We start from the raw sequence: 17,326 nt of genomic DNA on the forward strand, positions 1-17,326 counted from the left end.
TCATTCATTTTTGACTTAATTTCATCATAAGATAGGGCATGTGATTCCTCTTCTAACGTCTCAGGCATTTTTCCTGTTTCATAAAGAGATTTAATTTGTGTGCTATCCAATGTTTCGTATTTCAATAATGCTTCAGCAATCAATTTGTGTGTTTCACGATTTGATTGGATGATTTCAGCAGCTTTATTTCGTGCTTCATTTAATAATGAACGAACCTCTTCGTCAATTTCATAAGCTGTTTGTTCTGAAATTGATTTTTGAGGACTCTGTGCACCAAACATAGCATGGTTTCCTTCATATTGTACTGGGCCAAGTTTTTCACTCATACCGTACTCTGTAACCATTGCACGCGCCATTTGCGTCGCTTGTTCAAAGTCGTTTGAAGCTCCTGTAGTTTGGACATTAAAGATAATTTCTTCAGCTACACGTCCACCCATTAAGCCAGCCAATTGCTCTTTCATATCTTCTTTAGAAAGTAACATTTGATCTTCTTTAGGCAGAGCAATCATGTAACCCCCTGCACGTCCACGAGGGACAATTGTAACCTTATGTACAACTCGTGCATTTGATAAAACCAATCCAACAATTGTATGTCCAGCTTCATGATAAGCGACCAATTCACGTTCTTTTTGAGATACTGTCTTATCTTTTTTAGACGGACCAGCGATTACGCGATCTTCTGCTTCATCAATATCTGAGGCATCAATTACCGATTTATTGCGACGAGCAGCAACTAAAGCCGCTTCATTCAAGACATTCTCTAAATCAGCACCAACAAAACCTGGAGTTTGTTGAGCCACTAATTTCAAATCAACATCTTCTGCTAAAGGCTTGTTCTTAGCATGAACTTTCAAGATTGCTTCACGACCCTTAACATCAGGACGGCCAACCAATACTTTTCTATCAAAACGTCCTGGACGCAGAAGGGCAGGGTCAAGTACATCTGAACGGTTCGTCGCAGCGATGACGATAATTCCTTCATTTCCCTCAAAACCATCCATCTCAATCAAGAGTTGGTTCAAGGTTTGTTCACGTTCGTCATTTCCTCCGCCAAGACCAACTCCACGTTGACGTCCAACAGCATCAATTTCATCGATAAAGATGATAGCTGGTGCTGCTTTTTTTGCATCCTCAAAAAGAGAACGAACACGACTTGCACCAACTCCGACAAACATTTCTACAAAGTCCGATCCTGAGATGCTAAAGAATGGAACGCCTGCTTCTCCAGCGACTGCTTTAGCAAGCAAAGTCTTACCTGTTCCCGGAGGTCCCTCCAAAAGAACACCTGCTGGAATACGAGCTCCAAGTTTTGTAAATCGTTTTGGATCTTTTAAAAATTCAACAACTTCAACTAGTTCTTGTTTTTCTTCCTCAGCTCCAGCAACATCTGAAAATCTTACTTTAATATCTTCTTTATTTGCAGCTTTAGCCTTACTACGTCCAAAACTCATCGGGTTACGGCTATTATTTCCTCCCATATTTCCCATCATAGAGAATAGGAAGAAGAAAAGAATACCGAATGGCACAATGGATACAAGAATATTAATCCACATACCACTTGAACTTTCATGCTTAACAGTTACTTCCGCTTTATGGTCAGAAGCAAGCTTTTGCAATTCTGATACCGTCGTATCTGACGGAAGAATGATGCTTGAAAATTTCTCTACTGTTGTAACAGATGGAGAAAAGAACTGAATGCCTGTTTCTTCTTTACTTGTTTTAGGATTTTTATAAACACCTGAAACTTCGATAACACTGCCATTTGGTTGGTAAGTCAATTCTTTTACATTGTCATCGGTAATTTCTTTTACCAATTCTGTATAATTAATTTGCTCACTTTTCCCTGCAACACTACCTGTACTAAAATACTGGTAACCTGTAACTAGGAAAAAAATAAGTAATAACCATAGAAAAGGATTTTTAATTAAACCATTATTTTGTTTTTTCATTAAAAATAATTCTTTCTAATTTGTATACACTTCTTCTTTTAATACTCCAACATAAGGAAGATTGCGATAATTTTCTTTGTAATCCAAACCATATCCAACTACAAACTCATTTGGAATAGTGAAACAAGTATAATCTGCTTCAATTTCTACAACGCGTCCCTCTGGTTTGTCCAATAAAGTCGCAATTTTAACAGAAGCTGCTTCTCTAGCTTTAAACATATCTCTCAAGCTCTTCAATGTTTGACCTGTATCAATGATATCTTCTACAAATAGAACATGTCTTCCTTTGATATCTTGAGTTACATCTTGCTTGATATTGATGACACCGCTACTTGCTGTTCCACCATGATAGCTAGAAACCATCATGAAGTCCATTTCAATATGTGTGTCGATATGTTTGACCAATTCAGCCATAAAAGGAATAGATCCTTTTAAAATCCCAACTAAAATTGGATTTTTTCCTGCATAGTCTTTAGTGAGTTGAGCACCTAATTTTTTAGCAGCTTCTGTAATTTCATCGTGTGAAACGAGGATTTTTTTAATATCGTTTTCTAACATTTTTTTACCTATCTATTTTTTCTATATAAAGTACAGTGTTCATTATATCATTTTTCGTTTTTTTACTCAAATCACTGGTCGCAATTCCTAAAATTGAGACAATTTTACCAAATTGCTCAATAATCAGAGCAGATTTTCGTTTTTCTATAGGAATTTTTAAATCTATAAATAAGCGTCTTAATTTTTTTCTATGCCCGTTTTTGATAATAAAATCCCCTGATTTTCGATGACGAATATGAATTGATGTTTCCCGTGAAACAGGAATTTGTTGAACTGAATCTCCCTCTAAAGGAATTCCAAAAGAAAATGAGTGTCCTAAATAGGAAACTTGATTTTGATAGTGTAACACAAGTTCATTTTTATTTTCATCGGCCTGAGGACTGATTTTACAAATCCGAAACTGTTGATACTCTTTAATTAATTCATAACCATTTTTAAGCGGATGATGATACTGGCTTTTAGATTTTAAAATCTGTCTAACTTCTTCAAACTGAGCTTTGGTAAGATTCAAATCTGGAAAGCGACTGATATAGTTTTGAAGTAAAACCTTTTGTGTAGACTGAGAAAAAGTAAAGAGTTGCTCTAAGTCCTCCACATCAACATCTTTTGATAATTCAGTTATTGCCAACTCATAGTCTCTAACCTCATTACCTAATTCTAATATAGAATCTCTAAAGCAGGGATTTTCCTTCTCTAACTCTGGTAAATAAAGATTTCTCGTTCTATTTCGAAAGTAATTATTCTCATTATTTGTTTTATCATCAAAATGAAAAATTGGTGGAAAATCCTTTTTATGAAATTGTAGTAAAGGACGGATAATTTCAATGTCTCCTACTAATTGCTTTTCTTTAATTCCTGATAAATACCGTAATCGACTACCTCGAATCAAACGCATAAAAATCGTTTCAACCTGATCATCTGCATGATGTGCCGTAACCAAAACTGTTGCTCCAGTTTCTTCCATAACCTCTTTAAAAAAATCATAACGAAAATTTCGAGCACGCACTTCTGAAAATTCACCTGAAAACCTAGTGATATAAATAGGAAGTTTAGCTTGATTAGCTAACTTCCCTAACTCCTCTTCTTCAAAATCTGATTCTAGTCTCTGCTGATGGTTAACATGAGCTAAAATCAGTTCAATTTCCAACTCTTTTTGATACTTGGATAATAGTCGAAATAAAAACATAGAATCCAACCCACCTGAAAGAGCCAACAAAACCTTTGAATGTTTGTTAAAATATTTTCTTTGAATAAAATGATTTAAAAAATCTTGTTCCATCATTTTAAAACCTCATAAACATCCTTGGCTATTTTAGTAATGGTATCATAATCAGAATTCTCTGTAAAAATTGAAAGAATAAATGGAGAATCGGTATAAACTATTGCAGTGTCATGTTTAAATTCATCTGCATCGCCAATTTTGTGAGCAACTTTAACAGAAACACCTTTGGGAATTCGCTGATTATCAAAAGCAGTTTTTGTCAAAGATTCTAAAACAAATCCATTTTGATTATAAATAGCTTCCATTACCTTACCAGCCATTTCAGAAGATATTAGTTTTTCTTTTGGATCCCAATCATGTCCCATAATAACAGATAATTTAGTTTTAAAATCGATATCAGATTTATTTGAGACATAATATCCTAGAATATTATGAGCAATATTATCAGATTCTTTTGATACTCTCGTAATTAAATCTTTTAAAGAATATTCTTTATTATCTTCTTTTTTAGGAAGACTGCCACTTCCTTCTGGTTTATAAGAACCTGGAAAATCATTAACTTCAGATATGTATTTTAAACTTGTATCTAATTGATAAACTCCCTCATTTATTTTTTCTTGCGTATAATAAAGATAAGGTAATTTCAAAACACTAGCTGCATACATTTTTTTATCTTGATTGACACCAGCTTCATTCCCAGTAGTCAGTTGCTTAACATAAATAGAGAAAGAATCTTTCTGATATTTTTCTGATAATATTTCTTGGACCTTACTCATACGATTATCTTTTTCAGAAGTATAGTCCTTATCTATCCATCCAACTTGATCAATATGTAAAAATTCTCTTCCTTCCACAAACATGGTCTTATCAATTGATACTTGCGAATAAGATGTTAAAGATGATGTTGCTTCTCTCAAATCATAAGGACTATTATATACTTTAAATCCAGACTCTAACCATACTTTTTTTACTACGGATCTTGCTTCTGATTGATCGTATAACAATCGTTTATCAGCGGCAATAAATTGATGATTTGATAATTTAAATACTGGAATTCCTTGCCTATTTAGACGCCATTCAGTTATATGAAAAGTTGTTTTGGGAGTTAGCTTTCCAGATTCTATTACTAAATCTTCATTAGCATAGACTGGGATTTCTCCATAAACCACGGGAGCATTTAATTTTTCTCTAAAATAAATACCAAAATCAGATTGAGAAAGGTAATAAATTTCTTTCGAAGTGTAGACTACTTCTTTTTCTGTGCTAACAACTTTTGAAATTGTCAAAAAGCTCGGTAGCAACAAAATAATTAAGAATTTACGCATTCTTCCTTTCCTTTTCTTCTTGTAAACGCAATTGTTGATTTTTCTCAGTCAATTCTTCTAATTTTTCATCTGACAAGTTCAAAAATCGCTCGACTACACTTAATAAATTTTCCATGTTATCACCTTGGAAGTAAGTTAGGAATGGTGTAGACTACTTCCCTAGAATTTGAATAATAGTATTTAGCACGCATATATTTAGCAGCATAATCTTCATCCTTCAACTTGTTTGCAAAGTCTGTTTCCTTATCCTTCTCCTCACTCAAAGTTTGATACTGAGTTTGCAAATCAGCTAGTTGCTGACGTCTTTGTAGTAATTGATTATAACTCTGTGCTAAATTAAAAGTCGGCAATATAAATAACAAAATGATCAAAATCAATATCCAACCCATAAAACGATTTCGTTTTTGTCGTTCTTTCATTAGATATCGATTACGTTGATGTTCGTTTTGAATAAAAGAATTGTTTAACTGTACAATATTTTTAGTCATTTTCTTCTACCCGTGTTTCACTGATAATTTCATACATGCCCACTGCATCTTCTTTTTTTGTACTATCTTTCATCTCTAATACTTTTACAAGAAGTAGTTTATTGCCAAAACGAATCTCAACTTGGTCATTTACTTTCAAATCAGTTGAACTTTTTGCCAAAATACCATTGACCTTTATTCTACCTTTATCTGCAACTTCTTTTGCAACTGTACGTCGCTTGATAATTCGTGATACTTTTAAATATTTGTCTAATCTCATCTTTATTTCCTCAAATTATTATTGTACCATTTTTATCTATTTTATAGAAGAAAAATGTTAAATAGAATTTGCTTCCTTGGATTCTTTTATCCCTAATAAAGTTTCTCCAAAACTCAACAATCCCTCTAATATTTCATAATCTTTCTTGTTTCGTACATCAAAAACAACTTCCATTAATCCTCTATTCTCAGCTATAGCAGCTTTTAAGTTCGTTGCGGATAAAGCTTTAAAATAATCTTGAGCCAAGAACAGTCGCTGAGTAATTTTTTCAAATTGAACTGTAATCTTATTCTCTTTTCTTTCCACACGTTCTACAAAGACCTTGTCAAAATATGACTTGACCAAACCAATCTCTAAAAGATAGGCAACAACATCTGGGTATTCTCCAAAGCGATCCATCAACTCCTCTTGTAACTCTTCATAGTTAGTACGACTGTCAATCTGACGAATTTTTTTATAAATTTCAATTTTGTGTCGTTGATCAGTGATATATGTTTCAGGTAGATAAGCATCAATTTGCAAGATTAATTCAGCATTGCCTTTAATTCTTTTGTTCCCACTGCGATTTCTTTTAGCAATAGCTTCCTCTAATAACTGAGAATACAATTCAAAACCAACAGAATCAATAAATCCAGACTGAGACTTTCCTAAGAGATTTCCAGCCCCACGGATTGAGAGATCTCGCATAGCAATCTTAAATCCAGATCCCAATTCTGTAAATCCTTTAATCGCTTCTAATCTCTTCTCGGAGACTTCACTGATTGATTTTTCTGGACGATACATGAGATAGGCATAAGCAATACGATTACTACGACCGACTCTTCCTCTTAACTGATACAAGGTTGACAAGCCCATATGGTCCGCATTTTCAATAAATAAAGTATTGGCATTTGGAATGTCCACCCCTGTCTCAATAATGGTAGTCGTCACTAAAATATCATACTGACCTTCAATGAAATCCAGTAGAGTATTTTCTAACTGAATATCACTCATTTGCCCATGAACATAACCAATCGAAGCATCTGGAATCAACTCCTGTAATTCTGAAACCTTCTGATCAATTGTGTCAACTTTATTGTAAAGATAGTAAACTTGACCTCCACGCTCCATTTCACGCAAGACCGCATCACGAATGACACTATCATTCTTTTCCAAAACATAGGTTTGCACTGGATAACGATTAGTCGGCGGAGTCTCAATGACTGACAAATCTCTGATTCCTAACATAGACATATGAAGGGTACGAGGGATTGGAGTAGCGGTCAAAGTTAGGACATCCACTTGTTTTTTCAGTTCTTTCAAGGTTTCCTTATGCTTGACACCAAATCGCTGTTCCTCATCAATAATCATCAAGCCCAAATCAGCAAACACAACATCTTTTGACAAAACACGATGGGTTCCAATCAAAATATCAACTTGACCGTTTTTTAATTTTTCAAGTGTCTTTGCCTGCTCTTTTTTACTTCTAAAGCGACTCAACACATCAATATTAATTGCAAAATTTTGGAATCGTTCCTTAAAATTCGTATAGTGCTGTTGTGCTAAAACCGTCGTCGGAACTAAGACGACAACCTGTTTGTGATCATTGACTGCCTTAAAGGCTGCACGCATAGCAACTTCAGTCTTTCCAAAACCAACATCCCCAACTAAAAGTCGATCCATTGGCTGAGAAGCCTGCATATCTCTCTTGATTTCCTCAATACTACGAAGTTGATCATCCGTTTCAACATAAGGAAAGGCATCATCAAAAGCATGTTGATCTTCATCATCAGCTGAAAAAGCAAATCCCTTCAACTGACTACGCTCAGAATAAAGTTTGATTAAATCGTCAGCTATATCCTCTACCTGGTTCTTAACTTTTTGCTTGGCTTTTTTAAAATGGCCATCATTTAATTTATTAAGTTTCGGAGCTTTCCCATCACTTGAGACATATTTAGATAGTAGTTGTATCTGCTCAACTGGGATAGAAATTTGATCACCATTTTGATACAGTACGCTTACATAATCACGGTGAATCCCCTTGATTTCAATTGTTTCAATTCCTAGATATTGACCAATCCCATGGATATGATGGACAACGTAGTCCTCTTTTTCAAGTTCATTGTAATCTTTTAGTCTTTCAGCATTCGAAACATGTTGTCTTCTAAAACGACGTTTTAATTTCTTTTGAAAAATCTCATGTTCAGTAATCAACAAAATCTTTTCATCAACAAAATGAAAACCATGTCTTAGATTGCCATCAATTAAGTTTACAGATTCTTTACAGATACTTGATTTATCTCTGAAATCCAATTTAATCTTGTATTCCTCTAAAACAGACTCCAATGTTTGGCTTCCCATTGAATTACTGGATTGGAGGACAATAGTGTAGTCCATTTTTTTATATCTCTCAATCTCCTCTTTAAGAAAAGAAAATTGATTAAAAAACTCCTGCATAGGATATTGATTAAATTGATGAATTTGGTCAAACTTGAGATTTCCTAACCCCTTTTGCAGATTAGAGAAAAAGGTAACCGGACTCTGTTTTTTATAGATTTGCTCTGTATCAGCAAAATACTGCATCTCAGAAAATGCTTTACTGTTCTGTAATTCTTCTGTAAAGTATTGTGCTAATTCTCTTTCAAAGACTTCATACTGATTCATTAATTTTTGATAATCATCAAAGAATATTGGGGTATCTTTTTCAATATAGTCAAAAACAGTCCATGTCTTGTCATAACACAAAGATAAAAATTTACGAGAATCTAAATGCATTTGGTTTTTATTAAAATTAGAAAGTATTTCTTCTAAATATGATTTTAAAATTGGAGATAGAGTGTTAGAAATTTGTTTCTCTAAAGCTGACTGTCCTCGTTGATATTCCTTATCTCTTAATAGTATATCACTAGCTGGAAAGATAGTAATCTCTGTCTGATTTTCTTTGGATAATTGTGTTTCAACTTCAAATGACCTAATACCATCAACTTCATCACCAAAAAACTCAATACGGTTAGGCTCTAACCGAGATATCTCAAAAATATCTAAAATATCTCCTCGTATACTAAACTCTCCCTGAGTCTGTACTTGAGTAACTTTTCGATAACCTATTTCCTTTAATTGGTCAATAACATCGTGTTGGTTATATTCTTCACCAACCTTAATACTTATAACACTTTCTTTAAATACAATTGGAGAAGGTAAAATTAATCTACTGGCTGCGATATTACAAACCAAGATCCCTTTCTTAGAAGGATCATTCAAAAAACGCAAACCTTCAACTCGTGAAATGATTTTTTCTTGTGAAGACATTAAAAATTCTACCATAGGAGAGTCATCTACCAAAAATGGATAGATAAGTTCCTCTCCTAGGATAGCAATAAGATCACTGATGATTCGCTCTGCTTCTCCATAAGTAGATGTTAGTAATACAATCTTATCCTTTTTTTTCAGACTACTCGCAATTGCAAGAGCCTTGGTAGAAGTTGACAGACCTAGTATTAATTGTCTTTTCTTATCAGCTAGATGTTGATGCCACTTTTTAATCTGATTATTTTCTGAGAATAACTCTAATAAGGTCACCATTTATCCGTTATACCTCTGCATCGTTTTTTCAAAACTTTTCTCTTGTAAATAATAATTTACAGCGTCGTCAACCTTGTCAATCGACTGTAAAATTCCAATATAGTCGTCCTGATCAAACTTACTCAAAACATGGTGAACAACTGACATTCCTTTCTTAGGTCTACCGATACCGATCTTAACGCGATTAAAGACCTGACTTCCTAGATGTTGGATAATAGACTTGATACCATTATGACCACCTGCAGATCCCTTTGCTCTTAAACGAATCTTTCCAACTTCCATGTCAAGATCATCGTAAATGATGAGTAAATCTTCAATATCCAAACCATAATAAGTCAATAAAGCATGAACCGCTTTTCCACTTTCATTCATAAAGGTTGTTGGTTTGACAAGATAAATTTTTTCTCCATTGAAAAAAAAGCTTGCTAGGTCAGCTTGAAATATTTTATCATGTGTAAAAGAAAGATTTTGTTGTTTTGCTAGTTGATCAATCAACATAAATCCGACATTGTGCTTTGTTTCAAAATATTTATCCCCTGGATTTCCTAATCCAACAAGTAATTTGGTCATTTATTTTTTCCTTTCAAAAGCCAAAAGGGTTGGAATTTTTTTCCAACCTAATTGATACTATTTACTACATTTTATTAGACATTGAAGCGGAATTCCATGATATCTCCATCTTGAACGATATATTCTTTTCCTTCTTCACGCAAGCGTCCAGCTTCTTTTACAGCCTTTTCAGATCCGTATTTCACCAAATCTTCATAAGACATAGTTACTGCACGAATAAATCCTTTTTCAAAGTCAGAGTGGATAATACCTGCCGCTTGTGGAGCTTTCATACCACGTTTGAAGGTCCAAGCGCGAACTTCTTTTTCACCAGCTGTGAAGTAAGTTCCCAGTCCAAGCAAGTGGTAAGCTGCACGAGTCAACTTGTCAACGCCTGATTCTGTCAAGCCAAGTGCTTCAAGAAACTCTTGCTTATCTTCATCGTCTAACTCAGAAATTTCTTCCTCAGCACGCGCGGAAATAACTACTACTTCAGCATTTTCTGTCGCTGCAAATTCACGAATTTGTTTAACATAGTCGATAGAGTCAGGTTCTGAAACTACATCCTCGTCTACATTGGCAACATAAAGAACTGGTTTAGTTGTCAAAAGGAAGAGACTTTTGACAACTTTTTGCTCTTCATCTGTAAATTCAATAGTACGTGCTGATTTTCCATCTTCAAGAACAGGTTTAATCTTTTGAAGAACATTAAATTCTGCTACTGATTCTTTATCTTTTTGCGTACGTGCCATCTTTTCTACACGCGCATAGCGTTTATTAACTGATTCTAAGTCAGCAAGAATCAATTCTAGGTTTATTGTATCAATATCTGCTAGTGGGTCTACAAAGGCATCTTCACGCCCTTGCTCGCGCATAACATTTTCATCATCAAAAGCACGAACTACGTGAACAATTGCATCTACTTCACGGATGTTAGCCAAGAATTTATTTCCTAGCCCTTCTCCTTTTGATGCGCCTTTTACAATCCCGGCAATGTCCGTAAATTCAAATGTTGTTGGAACTGTCTTTTTAGGGGTAATCATTTCAGTCAATTTTTGGAGGCGTTCATCCGGAACTTCTACCATTCCAACGTTTGGATCAATGGTGGCAAATGGGTAATTTGCTGCCTCTGCTCCTGCTTTTGTAATTGCATTAAATAGTGTTGATTTACCAACGTTTGGCAAACCAACGATACCTGCTGTTAAAGCCATATTTTCTCATTCTCCGTTCACATTTCAATCCCTAATATTATAACACAAAAAGGGAAAACTTGCTAACCCTCTAACTAAGTGGTGTTAATCAATAACTTTATTCATTTTACGATCAAAATCATAACGTCCCATCATGACAACATGTTCACAATTACTGCATTTTATTTTGATATCTGCCCCTATGCGTGTAATTTCCCAACGATTGGCTTTTTTACCAGTTGACTTGATGGTACAAGCATGTGGCTTTTTCATCTCAACAAAATTTCCAACTTGATACATACTACTCTCCTTTTCTTTTTCGATTATATCATAAAAGAGGCGAGCTAGGCTCAACCTCTTAAAATTAATTTGTACGAACTGGGGTGATAAGTTGCATAAAGTCCTCGTCAGTATCTGCTGGCACAAGAGTAAATGGACGAACAGCTGAGATAAAGCTAATGGTCACCTTTTCGCTATTTAAAGCTTTCAGAGAATCAATCAAATAAGTTGGGTTGAAACTAATGGTCAAATCTTCACCAATAACCTGATCAGTATCGATTTCTTCGTTTACTTTACCAACTTCTGGAGAGTGAACATGGGCGCTAACAACCCTATCTTTAATTTCAAGTTTCACAGTACCATTTTGAGTAGCACTCGATAAAAGACGAGCACGCTCCATCGATTGTCGTAATTTAACAACATCAAAAGTAACTTCCGTATTAAATTCTGTTGGAATCAAACGATCTGTGTCAGGATAATTTCCTTCTAGGAGACGAGTATAAAAGCTAATATTTTCACTTCTAAAAAGGATTTGGTTATTTGCGAAGAAAATCTCAACTGTTTCAATATCATCTGTAAATACCGCTGAAAATTCACGTAGAGAACGGCTAGGAATGACAACATCAAAATCATCACTATTTTTCTCAAGCGTTAATTTTTTCTGGCTTAGACGATGAGAATCTGTTGCCACTGTTTTTAGCTCTTTGTGTTGACTCAATACAAAATGAACACCTGTTAAAATCGGACGACTTTCCTGTGTACTTGCAGCAAATGCTGTTTCATTGATAATTTTCTTGAGTAATTTTGTTTCAAGAATTAAAGGAGTGCTTACTGAAATTTCTTGGATTCGTGGATATTGTTCACTATCTTTTCCTTTTAGGGTAATTTCTGATTTGCCACTGGTTAAAACAATTTGTTTTTGCTCAATTTCTTTAAAATCAAGTGTCACATCAGGAAGACTAGATATGACATTTATAAAGAAAGAAGCTTCAAGAAGAATAGAACCTAAGGAAGTAATTAGTAAACCAGCATCTTCATTTGTTTGAGAAATAAAATTTTCAATTGAAATTTGACCATTTGAGCCGATTAAAGTAATACCTTCATTGGTAACATCAATTTTTATAGTTGATAAAATGGGAATAGCATTTTTTGAACTAATAGCTCTTTTTGTAGTATTCAAAGCTTGTAGAAATAAATTTTTATTAATTGAGAAATGAATCATGGATTCTCCTTTATTTATTTTTAGTATTAGAAGGATAATAGTAATAATAGAGTCTGTGAAATCTGTGGAAAACTGATTTCAAGATAGTTATAGCAAGTGTTTTGGTTTGTTTAAAAAGTGTGGATAAAAAAGAGTGAAAAGTAAAAGTTATTCACAGGCTACTTGATTTTCTTTTTAATTGATTCTATTTCTAAACGTAAATTATCATCATCTTCTATCAAAGATTTAATTTTTGCGTGGGCATGAATGACTGTGGTATGATCTTTTCCTCCAAACTCTTTCCCTATTTTTGGAAGACTGTTATCTGTTAATTCTCTGGAAAGATACATGGCTACTTGACGTGCTAAAACAATATTTTGAAGACGTCTACTTCCCTTCATTTCTTTGACACTAACTCCATAGAAGTTACCTACTTCAGTTTGAATTTTATCAATTGGAATGACGAGGATTTGGCTAACATCTTGTTTTCGAGCTCTAATAGCTTCTGCAGCAACATCAATTGTAATATCTTTGATTTTCTTTACTCTAGCAACTAAAGTGATATCATTAATTGCCCCTTCAAGATCGCGAACATTTGAATCAAATTGACCTGCTAAGTATTCTAAAGTATCGCTTTGGAAATTGTAATCCAAATGTTCAGTTTTGCTTTGTAGAATGGCAATTCGCGTTTCAAATTCAGGAGGTGTAATGTGCTGGGTTAATCCCCAACTAAAGCGCGTGACAAGTCTTTCTTCAAGCCCTTCCAGATGTTTTGGACTTCTATCACTGGTTAGGACAATTTGTTTTTGCTTGTCGTGCAGTGCATTAAAGGTATTGAAAAATTCTTCTTGTGTTGCAACTTTTTTACCACTTAGAGATTGGATATCATCAATCAATAAAAGATCAAGGCTACGGTATGTCTTTTTAAACTTTTCCATTTCTCCCAGTCTTAAGTGATCTAGAAAGTCATTAATAAAGCTTTCAGCAGGGATATATTTAACACGCGCATCAGGAATGTTTTTTAGAATTTCATTACCAATAGCATTTAATAGGTGAGTTTTACCTAGACCTGGACCTCCATATATAAAAAGAGGGTTATAGGTCAAAGCTAGATCCTCTGAAACAGCTAAAGCAGCAGATTTTGCCCAAACGTTTCCATCGCCTTGGATAAAATTATCAAAGGTATACTTTTCTTTTAATCCAGTATCAGAATAAGGAATAGTTTCCAACTTTGGACTGTGGTTATAGATATTAGAATGAATGGCTTCTTCTACTTGTGAGATATTAGTAACTTGAGGTTTAGTGAAAACATAATGTGCCCTTATTTCAGCATCGTAAATTTCAAACCCGGCTACTACAATAATATCTTTCAGTTGTTTTTCCCATACCATTTCCATCTCAGATCTTGGCAGAAATATAGTGGCAACATTCTCTTCTACCTTGATTAGTTCAGCTTGGATAGCATAGAAATCATACATGGATCGTGTCAATCTTTCTTGTGCAAATTCCAATATACGGTTCCAAAACTGTTTTTCTTTCAACAATTCTTCAACCTCCTTTACTTATTGGTTTTAACTTCTGTGCTAGTTTTATTTTACCATACCTAGCAATATTTTTCCACAGCTTAGGTAGCTATCACAATAAAGATTTTCCACAAGTTGTGAATAGTAATCCACAATGTTACTAGGTTTTATCCACAGATTGGGGAAAAGAAGCAAAAATATTGATTATAAAGGATTTTAATTATAAAAAATAGTGGATAACTTTGTGAAATGAAAAAATAAAAAAACAGCCTTATTTCAGACTGTTGATAATTCTATCGTATTCTTCTTGACTAGAAAAAGAGAAAATAATTTTTCCATGGTCTTTTTTAGACAGTTTGATTTCTACATCTAATCCTAATAGGGTTTTTAATTGATGCTCTTCATTTTTTATGAAATAATCCGTATTTTGAGGTTTCTTCATCTTTTTTTTTGAAAGAAGAGATTCTAATCTCCTAACTGAAATTTCCTCTTTTAGTATGAGGTGAAAGAAATATTCTTGCTGCTCTTTGTTTAGTCCAACTAAGGAACGTGCATGAGCTTGAGATAGCTTGCCATCTTCTACTTTTGATAGGATATGTTCTGGTAGAGAAAGTAAACGGATAGAATTGCTTATATAAGGACGAGACTTGCCCATTTGATCTGCAATTTCAGTATGAGTAAATCCTTTATTTATGAGAGATTCAAATGCGCGTGCTTCTTCTACTGGATTTAAATTTTCTCTCTGTAAATTTTCAATGATAGATTGAACCATCATCTCTTTGTCTGAAAGACTTTTGACAATGGCTGGAATAGAGGTAAGGCCAGCTAAGAGAGACGCTCTGTATCTTCTTTCTCCTGCAAGGATTTCGTAACCAATTACAGGAGATTGGCGAACAATAATGGGTTGAATAATGCCATTTTCTTTAATGGACTGAGCTAGTTCTTGTAACTTATTAGCATCAAATTCTTTTCGAGGCTGATAGGGATTTTTTTGTATATCTTTGATAGAAATCATCTCAAATTTTTCCATGATTCTACACTAACATATCTTTTTATTTCTGTAAAGCTTTCTTTACACTGATGTCAATTAAGATTCTAAATCATTAGAGCTCTTATCTAATTTGATAGTAGCAGTCCCTTCTTTACCATTACGGTAGAAGGTTATTTTAATAGTATCTCCAATAGAATGATTGTAAAGGGCACTTTGTAAGTCTGTTGATGAAGAAATATCTTTATCATCAACTTTTGTAATAACATCGTATTTTTCAAGATGGCCATTCGCAGGGAGGTTATCTTGAACAGATCGGACAACTACACCAGCAGTAATATTACTTGGAATATTTAATCTTCTGATATCGCTTGTGCTAATATTTGATAAATTAACCATTTGAATTCCCAAAGCTGGTCGCGTCACTTTTCCGTTTTTTTCTAATTGATTAATAATATTGATAGCATCATTTGCAGGAATAGCAAATCCAAGGCCTTCTACAGACGTTCCACCGTTAGTTGCTATCTTACTAGATGTAATTCCAATAACTTGTCCCTGAATATTGATGAGGGGACCACCAGAGTTACCAGGGTTAATGGCAGTATCTGTTTGAATAGCTTTTGTAGAAATGGCTTGTCCATCTTCAGATTTTAATGACACATTTCTATCTAAACTTGATACAATACCTTGAGTAACAGTATTTGCATATTCTGAACCTAATGGGCTACCAATAGCAATGGCAGTTTCTCCTACGGTTAACTTACTAGAATCACCAAATTCAGCTACTGTTGTCACTTTTTCTGAAGAGATTTTTACAACAGCAATATCAGAGAAGGTGTCAGCACCAACGATTTCTCCTGGAACTTTAGTTCCATCTGAAAGTCGAATATCTAGTTTGCTAGCTCCGTTAATAACGTGATTATTAGTAACAATATAAGCTTCCTTATCATTTTTTTTGTAGATGACTCCTGAACCTTCACTAGATACTTGTTGAGAATCTGTCACTGTATCATCATTACCAAATACGCTGTTTTGTCTATTTGCTGAATAGGTGATGACAGAAACAACAGCATCTTTTACTTTATTAACGGCTTGGGTTGTTGAATTTTCGTTTTTATAGGCAGTCTGTGTAATAGTACTGTTATTTGAATTAGAGACTCCATTTTTTGAACTCAATTGAATGATTGAAAAACTTCCTAATGCACCACTGATAAAGCTAATGACAATAACAACTAATAATTGAAACCATTTTTTGTAAAATGTTTGTAGGTGTTTCATATTTGCCTCCGTATTTTTTAATTACTGAAAGTATAAACTGACTATCTTAATTATAACTTAAAAACAAAAGTTTTTCACAGATTGTGGATAACTTTTAAAAATTGTGGTTTTCTAGGTTAGATTACACAATTTATCTTGTGAATAAGATGTGAAAAAACTGAGAATATGTTAGAATAGAGACATGAAAATTAAAGTGGTAACAGTTGGAAAACTGAAAGAAAAGTATCTAAAAGATGGGATTGCAGAGTATACGAAACGAATTTCTCGCTTTTCTAAGCTTGAAATGATTGAATTATCAGATGAAAGAACACCAGATAAGGCTAGTGAATCTGAAAATCAGAAAATTTTAGAAATAGAAGGTCAGAGAATTTTATCAAAAGTTGGTGACCGTGATTTTGTTATTGTGTTAGCCATTGAAGGGAAAACTTTCTCCTCAGAAGAATTTAGTCAGCAATTAGAAGAAGCTTCTATAAAAGGATTTTCTACTCTTACTTTTATTATAGGGGGAAGTTTAGGTTTAGCTCCTATTGTGAAAAAGAGGGCCAATCTTTCTGTTAGTTTCGGTCGTTTAACCTTACCCCATCAGTTAATGAGGCTAGTCCTTGTTGAACAAATCTATCGCGCTTTTACGATTCAGCAGGGATCTCCTTATCATAAATAGAAAATTGACTTTAAACTGGATTTTTGGTAGAATAAGTGTGTTAGGTCTCATAGCTCAGCTGGATAGAGCATTCGCCTTCTAAGCGAACGGTCGCAGGTTCGAATCCTGCTGGGATCAATATGTTAAAGAAAGCTGGGAATTTTCCCAGCTTTTTTATGTACATTTCAGGATGAAAAAATGACAGTTGAGGGATTTTTTTCTAAAAAGGACCTTAGTTCTGTAAAATAGATTTGTAGATTAACTGAAAATAAAAAGGTTTAGGAGATTTCAGTATGAAAATAATTGTAAAATTAGA

The 17,326-nt window shown here is 34.0% G+C and carries 16 protein-coding genes and 1 tRNA gene; 2 read left to right on the forward strand and 15 right to left on the reverse strand.

The genetic code is table 11. From position 1 onward, the window contains the following. The 15 genes from ftsH to HMPREF1117_RS03255 form a co-directional block, all read right to left on the reverse strand. On the reverse strand, nucleotides 1–1,949 hold a 1,949-nt coding region (gene ftsH / locus HMPREF1117_RS03190), incomplete at its 3' end, for an ATP-dependent zinc metalloprotease FtsH (RefSeq protein ID WP_000744569.1). 15 nt (nucleotides 1,950–1,964) lie between these two features. Next, a complete protein-coding gene (gene hpt, locus HMPREF1117_RS03195) occupies nucleotides 1,965–2,507 on the reverse strand; it encodes a hypoxanthine phosphoribosyltransferase (protein WP_000892179.1) in 543 nt (180 codons plus the stop codon). 4 nt (nucleotides 2,508–2,511) lie between these two features. After that, complete coding sequence (tilS, locus tag HMPREF1117_RS03200) at nucleotides 2,512–3,789, reverse strand: tRNA lysidine(34) synthetase TilS (RefSeq protein WP_000970500.1); 1,278 nt, start codon at nucleotides 3,787–3,789, stop codon at nucleotides 2,512–2,514. Continuing rightward, nucleotides 3,786–5,054, reverse strand: a complete 1,269-nt coding sequence (locus HMPREF1117_RS03205) for a serine hydrolase (protein WP_001224742.1) — start codon at nucleotides 5,052–5,054, stop codon at nucleotides 3,786–3,788. The genes tilS and HMPREF1117_RS03205 overlap by 4 nt, the downstream gene beginning before the upstream one ends. Beyond that, the gene (locus HMPREF1117_RS12045) at nucleotides 5,047–5,169 is read right to left on the reverse strand and encodes an SP_0009 family protein (protein WP_000429369.1); all 123 of its coding nucleotides are present in this window, start codon (nucleotides 5,167–5,169) and stop codon (nucleotides 5,047–5,049) included. The genes HMPREF1117_RS03205 and HMPREF1117_RS12045 overlap by 8 nt, the downstream gene beginning before the upstream one ends. 4 nt (nucleotides 5,170–5,173) lie before the next feature. Beyond that, a complete protein-coding gene (locus tag HMPREF1117_RS0101915) occupies nucleotides 5,174–5,542 on the reverse strand; it encodes a septum formation initiator family protein (RefSeq protein WP_000164669.1) in 369 nt (122 codons plus the stop codon). After that, the gene (locus tag HMPREF1117_RS03215) at nucleotides 5,535–5,801 is read right to left on the reverse strand and encodes an RNA-binding S4 domain-containing protein (protein WP_001234979.1); all 267 of its coding nucleotides are present in this window, start codon (nucleotides 5,799–5,801) and stop codon (nucleotides 5,535–5,537) included. The genes HMPREF1117_RS0101915 and HMPREF1117_RS03215 overlap by 8 nt, the downstream gene beginning before the upstream one ends. Nucleotides 5,802–5,858: 57 nt before the next feature. Continuing rightward, nucleotides 5,859–9,362: a transcription-repair coupling factor gene (gene mfd / locus HMPREF1117_RS03220; protein WP_000258143.1), complete on the reverse strand. Its 3,504-nt coding sequence runs from the start codon at nucleotides 9,360–9,362 to the stop codon at nucleotides 5,859–5,861. Next, complete coding sequence (gene pth / locus HMPREF1117_RS03225) at nucleotides 9,363–9,932, reverse strand: aminoacyl-tRNA hydrolase (protein WP_000163948.1); 570 nt, start codon at nucleotides 9,930–9,932, stop codon at nucleotides 9,363–9,365. Between the two features lie 74 nt (nucleotides 9,933–10,006). Further along, nucleotides 10,007–11,122 (reverse strand): redox-regulated ATPase YchF, encoded by a 1,116-nt coding sequence (gene ychF, locus HMPREF1117_RS03230; RefSeq protein WP_001218717.1) that lies wholly within the window; start codon nucleotides 11,120–11,122, stop codon nucleotides 10,007–10,009. 84 nt (nucleotides 11,123–11,206) lie between these two features. Next, nucleotides 11,207–11,401, reverse strand: a complete 195-nt coding sequence (locus HMPREF1117_RS03235) for a DUF951 domain-containing protein (protein WP_000285181.1) — start codon at nucleotides 11,399–11,401, stop codon at nucleotides 11,207–11,209. A 64-nt stretch (nucleotides 11,402–11,465) separates the two neighbouring features. Then, nucleotides 11,466–12,602: a DNA polymerase III subunit beta gene (gene dnaN, locus HMPREF1117_RS03240; protein WP_000581151.1), complete on the reverse strand. Its 1,137-nt coding sequence runs from the start codon at nucleotides 12,600–12,602 to the stop codon at nucleotides 11,466–11,468. Nucleotides 12,603–12,760: 158 nt separating this feature from the next. Beyond that, nucleotides 12,761–14,122, reverse strand: a complete 1,362-nt coding sequence (dnaA, locus tag HMPREF1117_RS03245; RefSeq protein ID WP_025171563.1) for a chromosomal replication initiator protein DnaA — start codon at nucleotides 14,120–14,122, stop codon at nucleotides 12,761–12,763. A 253-nt stretch (nucleotides 14,123–14,375) separates the two neighbouring features. Then, entirely contained in the window at nucleotides 14,376–15,134 is a 759-nt protein-coding gene (locus HMPREF1117_RS03250; protein ID WP_007556478.1) for a ParB/RepB/Spo0J family partition protein, read from the reverse strand. A gap of 57 nt (nucleotides 15,135–15,191) precedes the next feature. Next, entirely contained in the window at nucleotides 15,192–16,370 is a 1,179-nt protein-coding gene (locus tag HMPREF1117_RS03255; RefSeq protein ID WP_000681819.1) for a S1C family serine protease, read from the reverse strand. A gap of 181 nt (nucleotides 16,371–16,551) precedes the next feature. On the opposite strand from HMPREF1117_RS03255, the gene rlmH reads away from it, so the two are divergent. Together rlmH and HMPREF1117_RS03265 are read left to right on the forward strand one after the other, a co-directional pair. Continuing rightward, on the forward strand, nucleotides 16,552–17,031 hold the full coding sequence (rlmH, locus tag HMPREF1117_RS03260; RefSeq protein WP_000695944.1) for a 23S rRNA (pseudouridine(1915)-N(3))-methyltransferase RlmH: 480 nt from the start codon (nucleotides 16,552–16,554) through the stop codon (nucleotides 17,029–17,031). A gap of 43 nt (nucleotides 17,032–17,074) precedes the next feature. Beyond that, nucleotides 17,075–17,148 (forward strand) — tRNA-Arg (locus HMPREF1117_RS03265). The last annotated feature ends 178 nt before the right edge of the window (nucleotides 17,149–17,326 follow it).

This window comes from Streptococcus sp. SK643, from assembly GCF_000259505.1.
Lineage (GTDB): Bacteria > Bacillota > Bacilli > Lactobacillales > Streptococcaceae > Streptococcus.

What these genes read in the sequence shown, in the direction of transcription:
- HMPREF1117_RS03205 (WP_001224742.1), bottom strand. Translation starts at nt 5,054, where the DNA reads ATGCGTAAATTCTTAATTATTTTGTTGCTACCGAGCTTTTTGACAATT.
- rlmH (WP_000695944.1), top strand. Translation starts at nt 16,552, where the DNA reads ATGAAAATTAAAGTGGTAACAGTTGGAAAACTGAAAGAAAAGTATCTA.
- HMPREF1117_RS03250 (WP_007556478.1), bottom strand. Translation starts at nt 15,134, where the DNA reads ATGGAAAAATTTGAGATGATTTCTATCAAAGATATACAAAAAAATCCC.
- mfd (WP_000258143.1), bottom strand. Translation starts at nt 9,362, where the DNA reads ATGGTGACCTTATTAGAGTTATTCTCAGAAAATAATCAGATTAAAAAG.
- hpt (WP_000892179.1), bottom strand. Translation starts at nt 2,507, where the DNA reads ATGTTAGAAAACGATATTAAAAAAATCCTCGTTTCACACGATGAAATT.
- tilS (WP_000970500.1), bottom strand. Translation starts at nt 3,789, where the DNA reads ATGATGGAACAAGATTTTTTAAATCATTTTATTCAAAGAAAATATTTT.
- dnaN (WP_000581151.1), bottom strand. Translation starts at nt 12,602, where the DNA reads ATGATTCATTTCTCAATTAATAAAAATTTATTTCTACAAGCTTTGAAT.
- HMPREF1117_RS03215 (WP_001234979.1), bottom strand. Translation starts at nt 5,801, where the DNA reads ATGAGATTAGACAAATATTTAAAAGTATCACGAATTATCAAGCGACGT.
- ychF (WP_001218717.1), bottom strand. Translation starts at nt 11,122, where the DNA reads ATGGCTTTAACAGCAGGTATCGTTGGTTTGCCAAACGTTGGTAAATCA.
- pth (WP_000163948.1), bottom strand. Translation starts at nt 9,932, where the DNA reads ATGACCAAATTACTTGTTGGATTAGGAAATCCAGGGGATAAATATTTT.
- HMPREF1117_RS03255 (WP_000681819.1), bottom strand. Translation starts at nt 16,370, where the DNA reads ATGAAACACCTACAAACATTTTACAAAAAATGGTTTCAATTATTAGTT.
- HMPREF1117_RS0101915 (WP_000164669.1), bottom strand. Translation starts at nt 5,542, where the DNA reads ATGACTAAAAATATTGTACAGTTAAACAATTCTTTTATTCAAAACGAA.
- HMPREF1117_RS12045 (WP_000429369.1), bottom strand. Translation starts at nt 5,169, where the DNA reads ATGGAAAATTTATTAAGTGTAGTCGAGCGATTTTTGAACTTGTCAGAT.
- HMPREF1117_RS03235 (WP_000285181.1), bottom strand. Translation starts at nt 11,401, where the DNA reads ATGTATCAAGTTGGAAATTTTGTTGAGATGAAAAAGCCACATGCTTGT.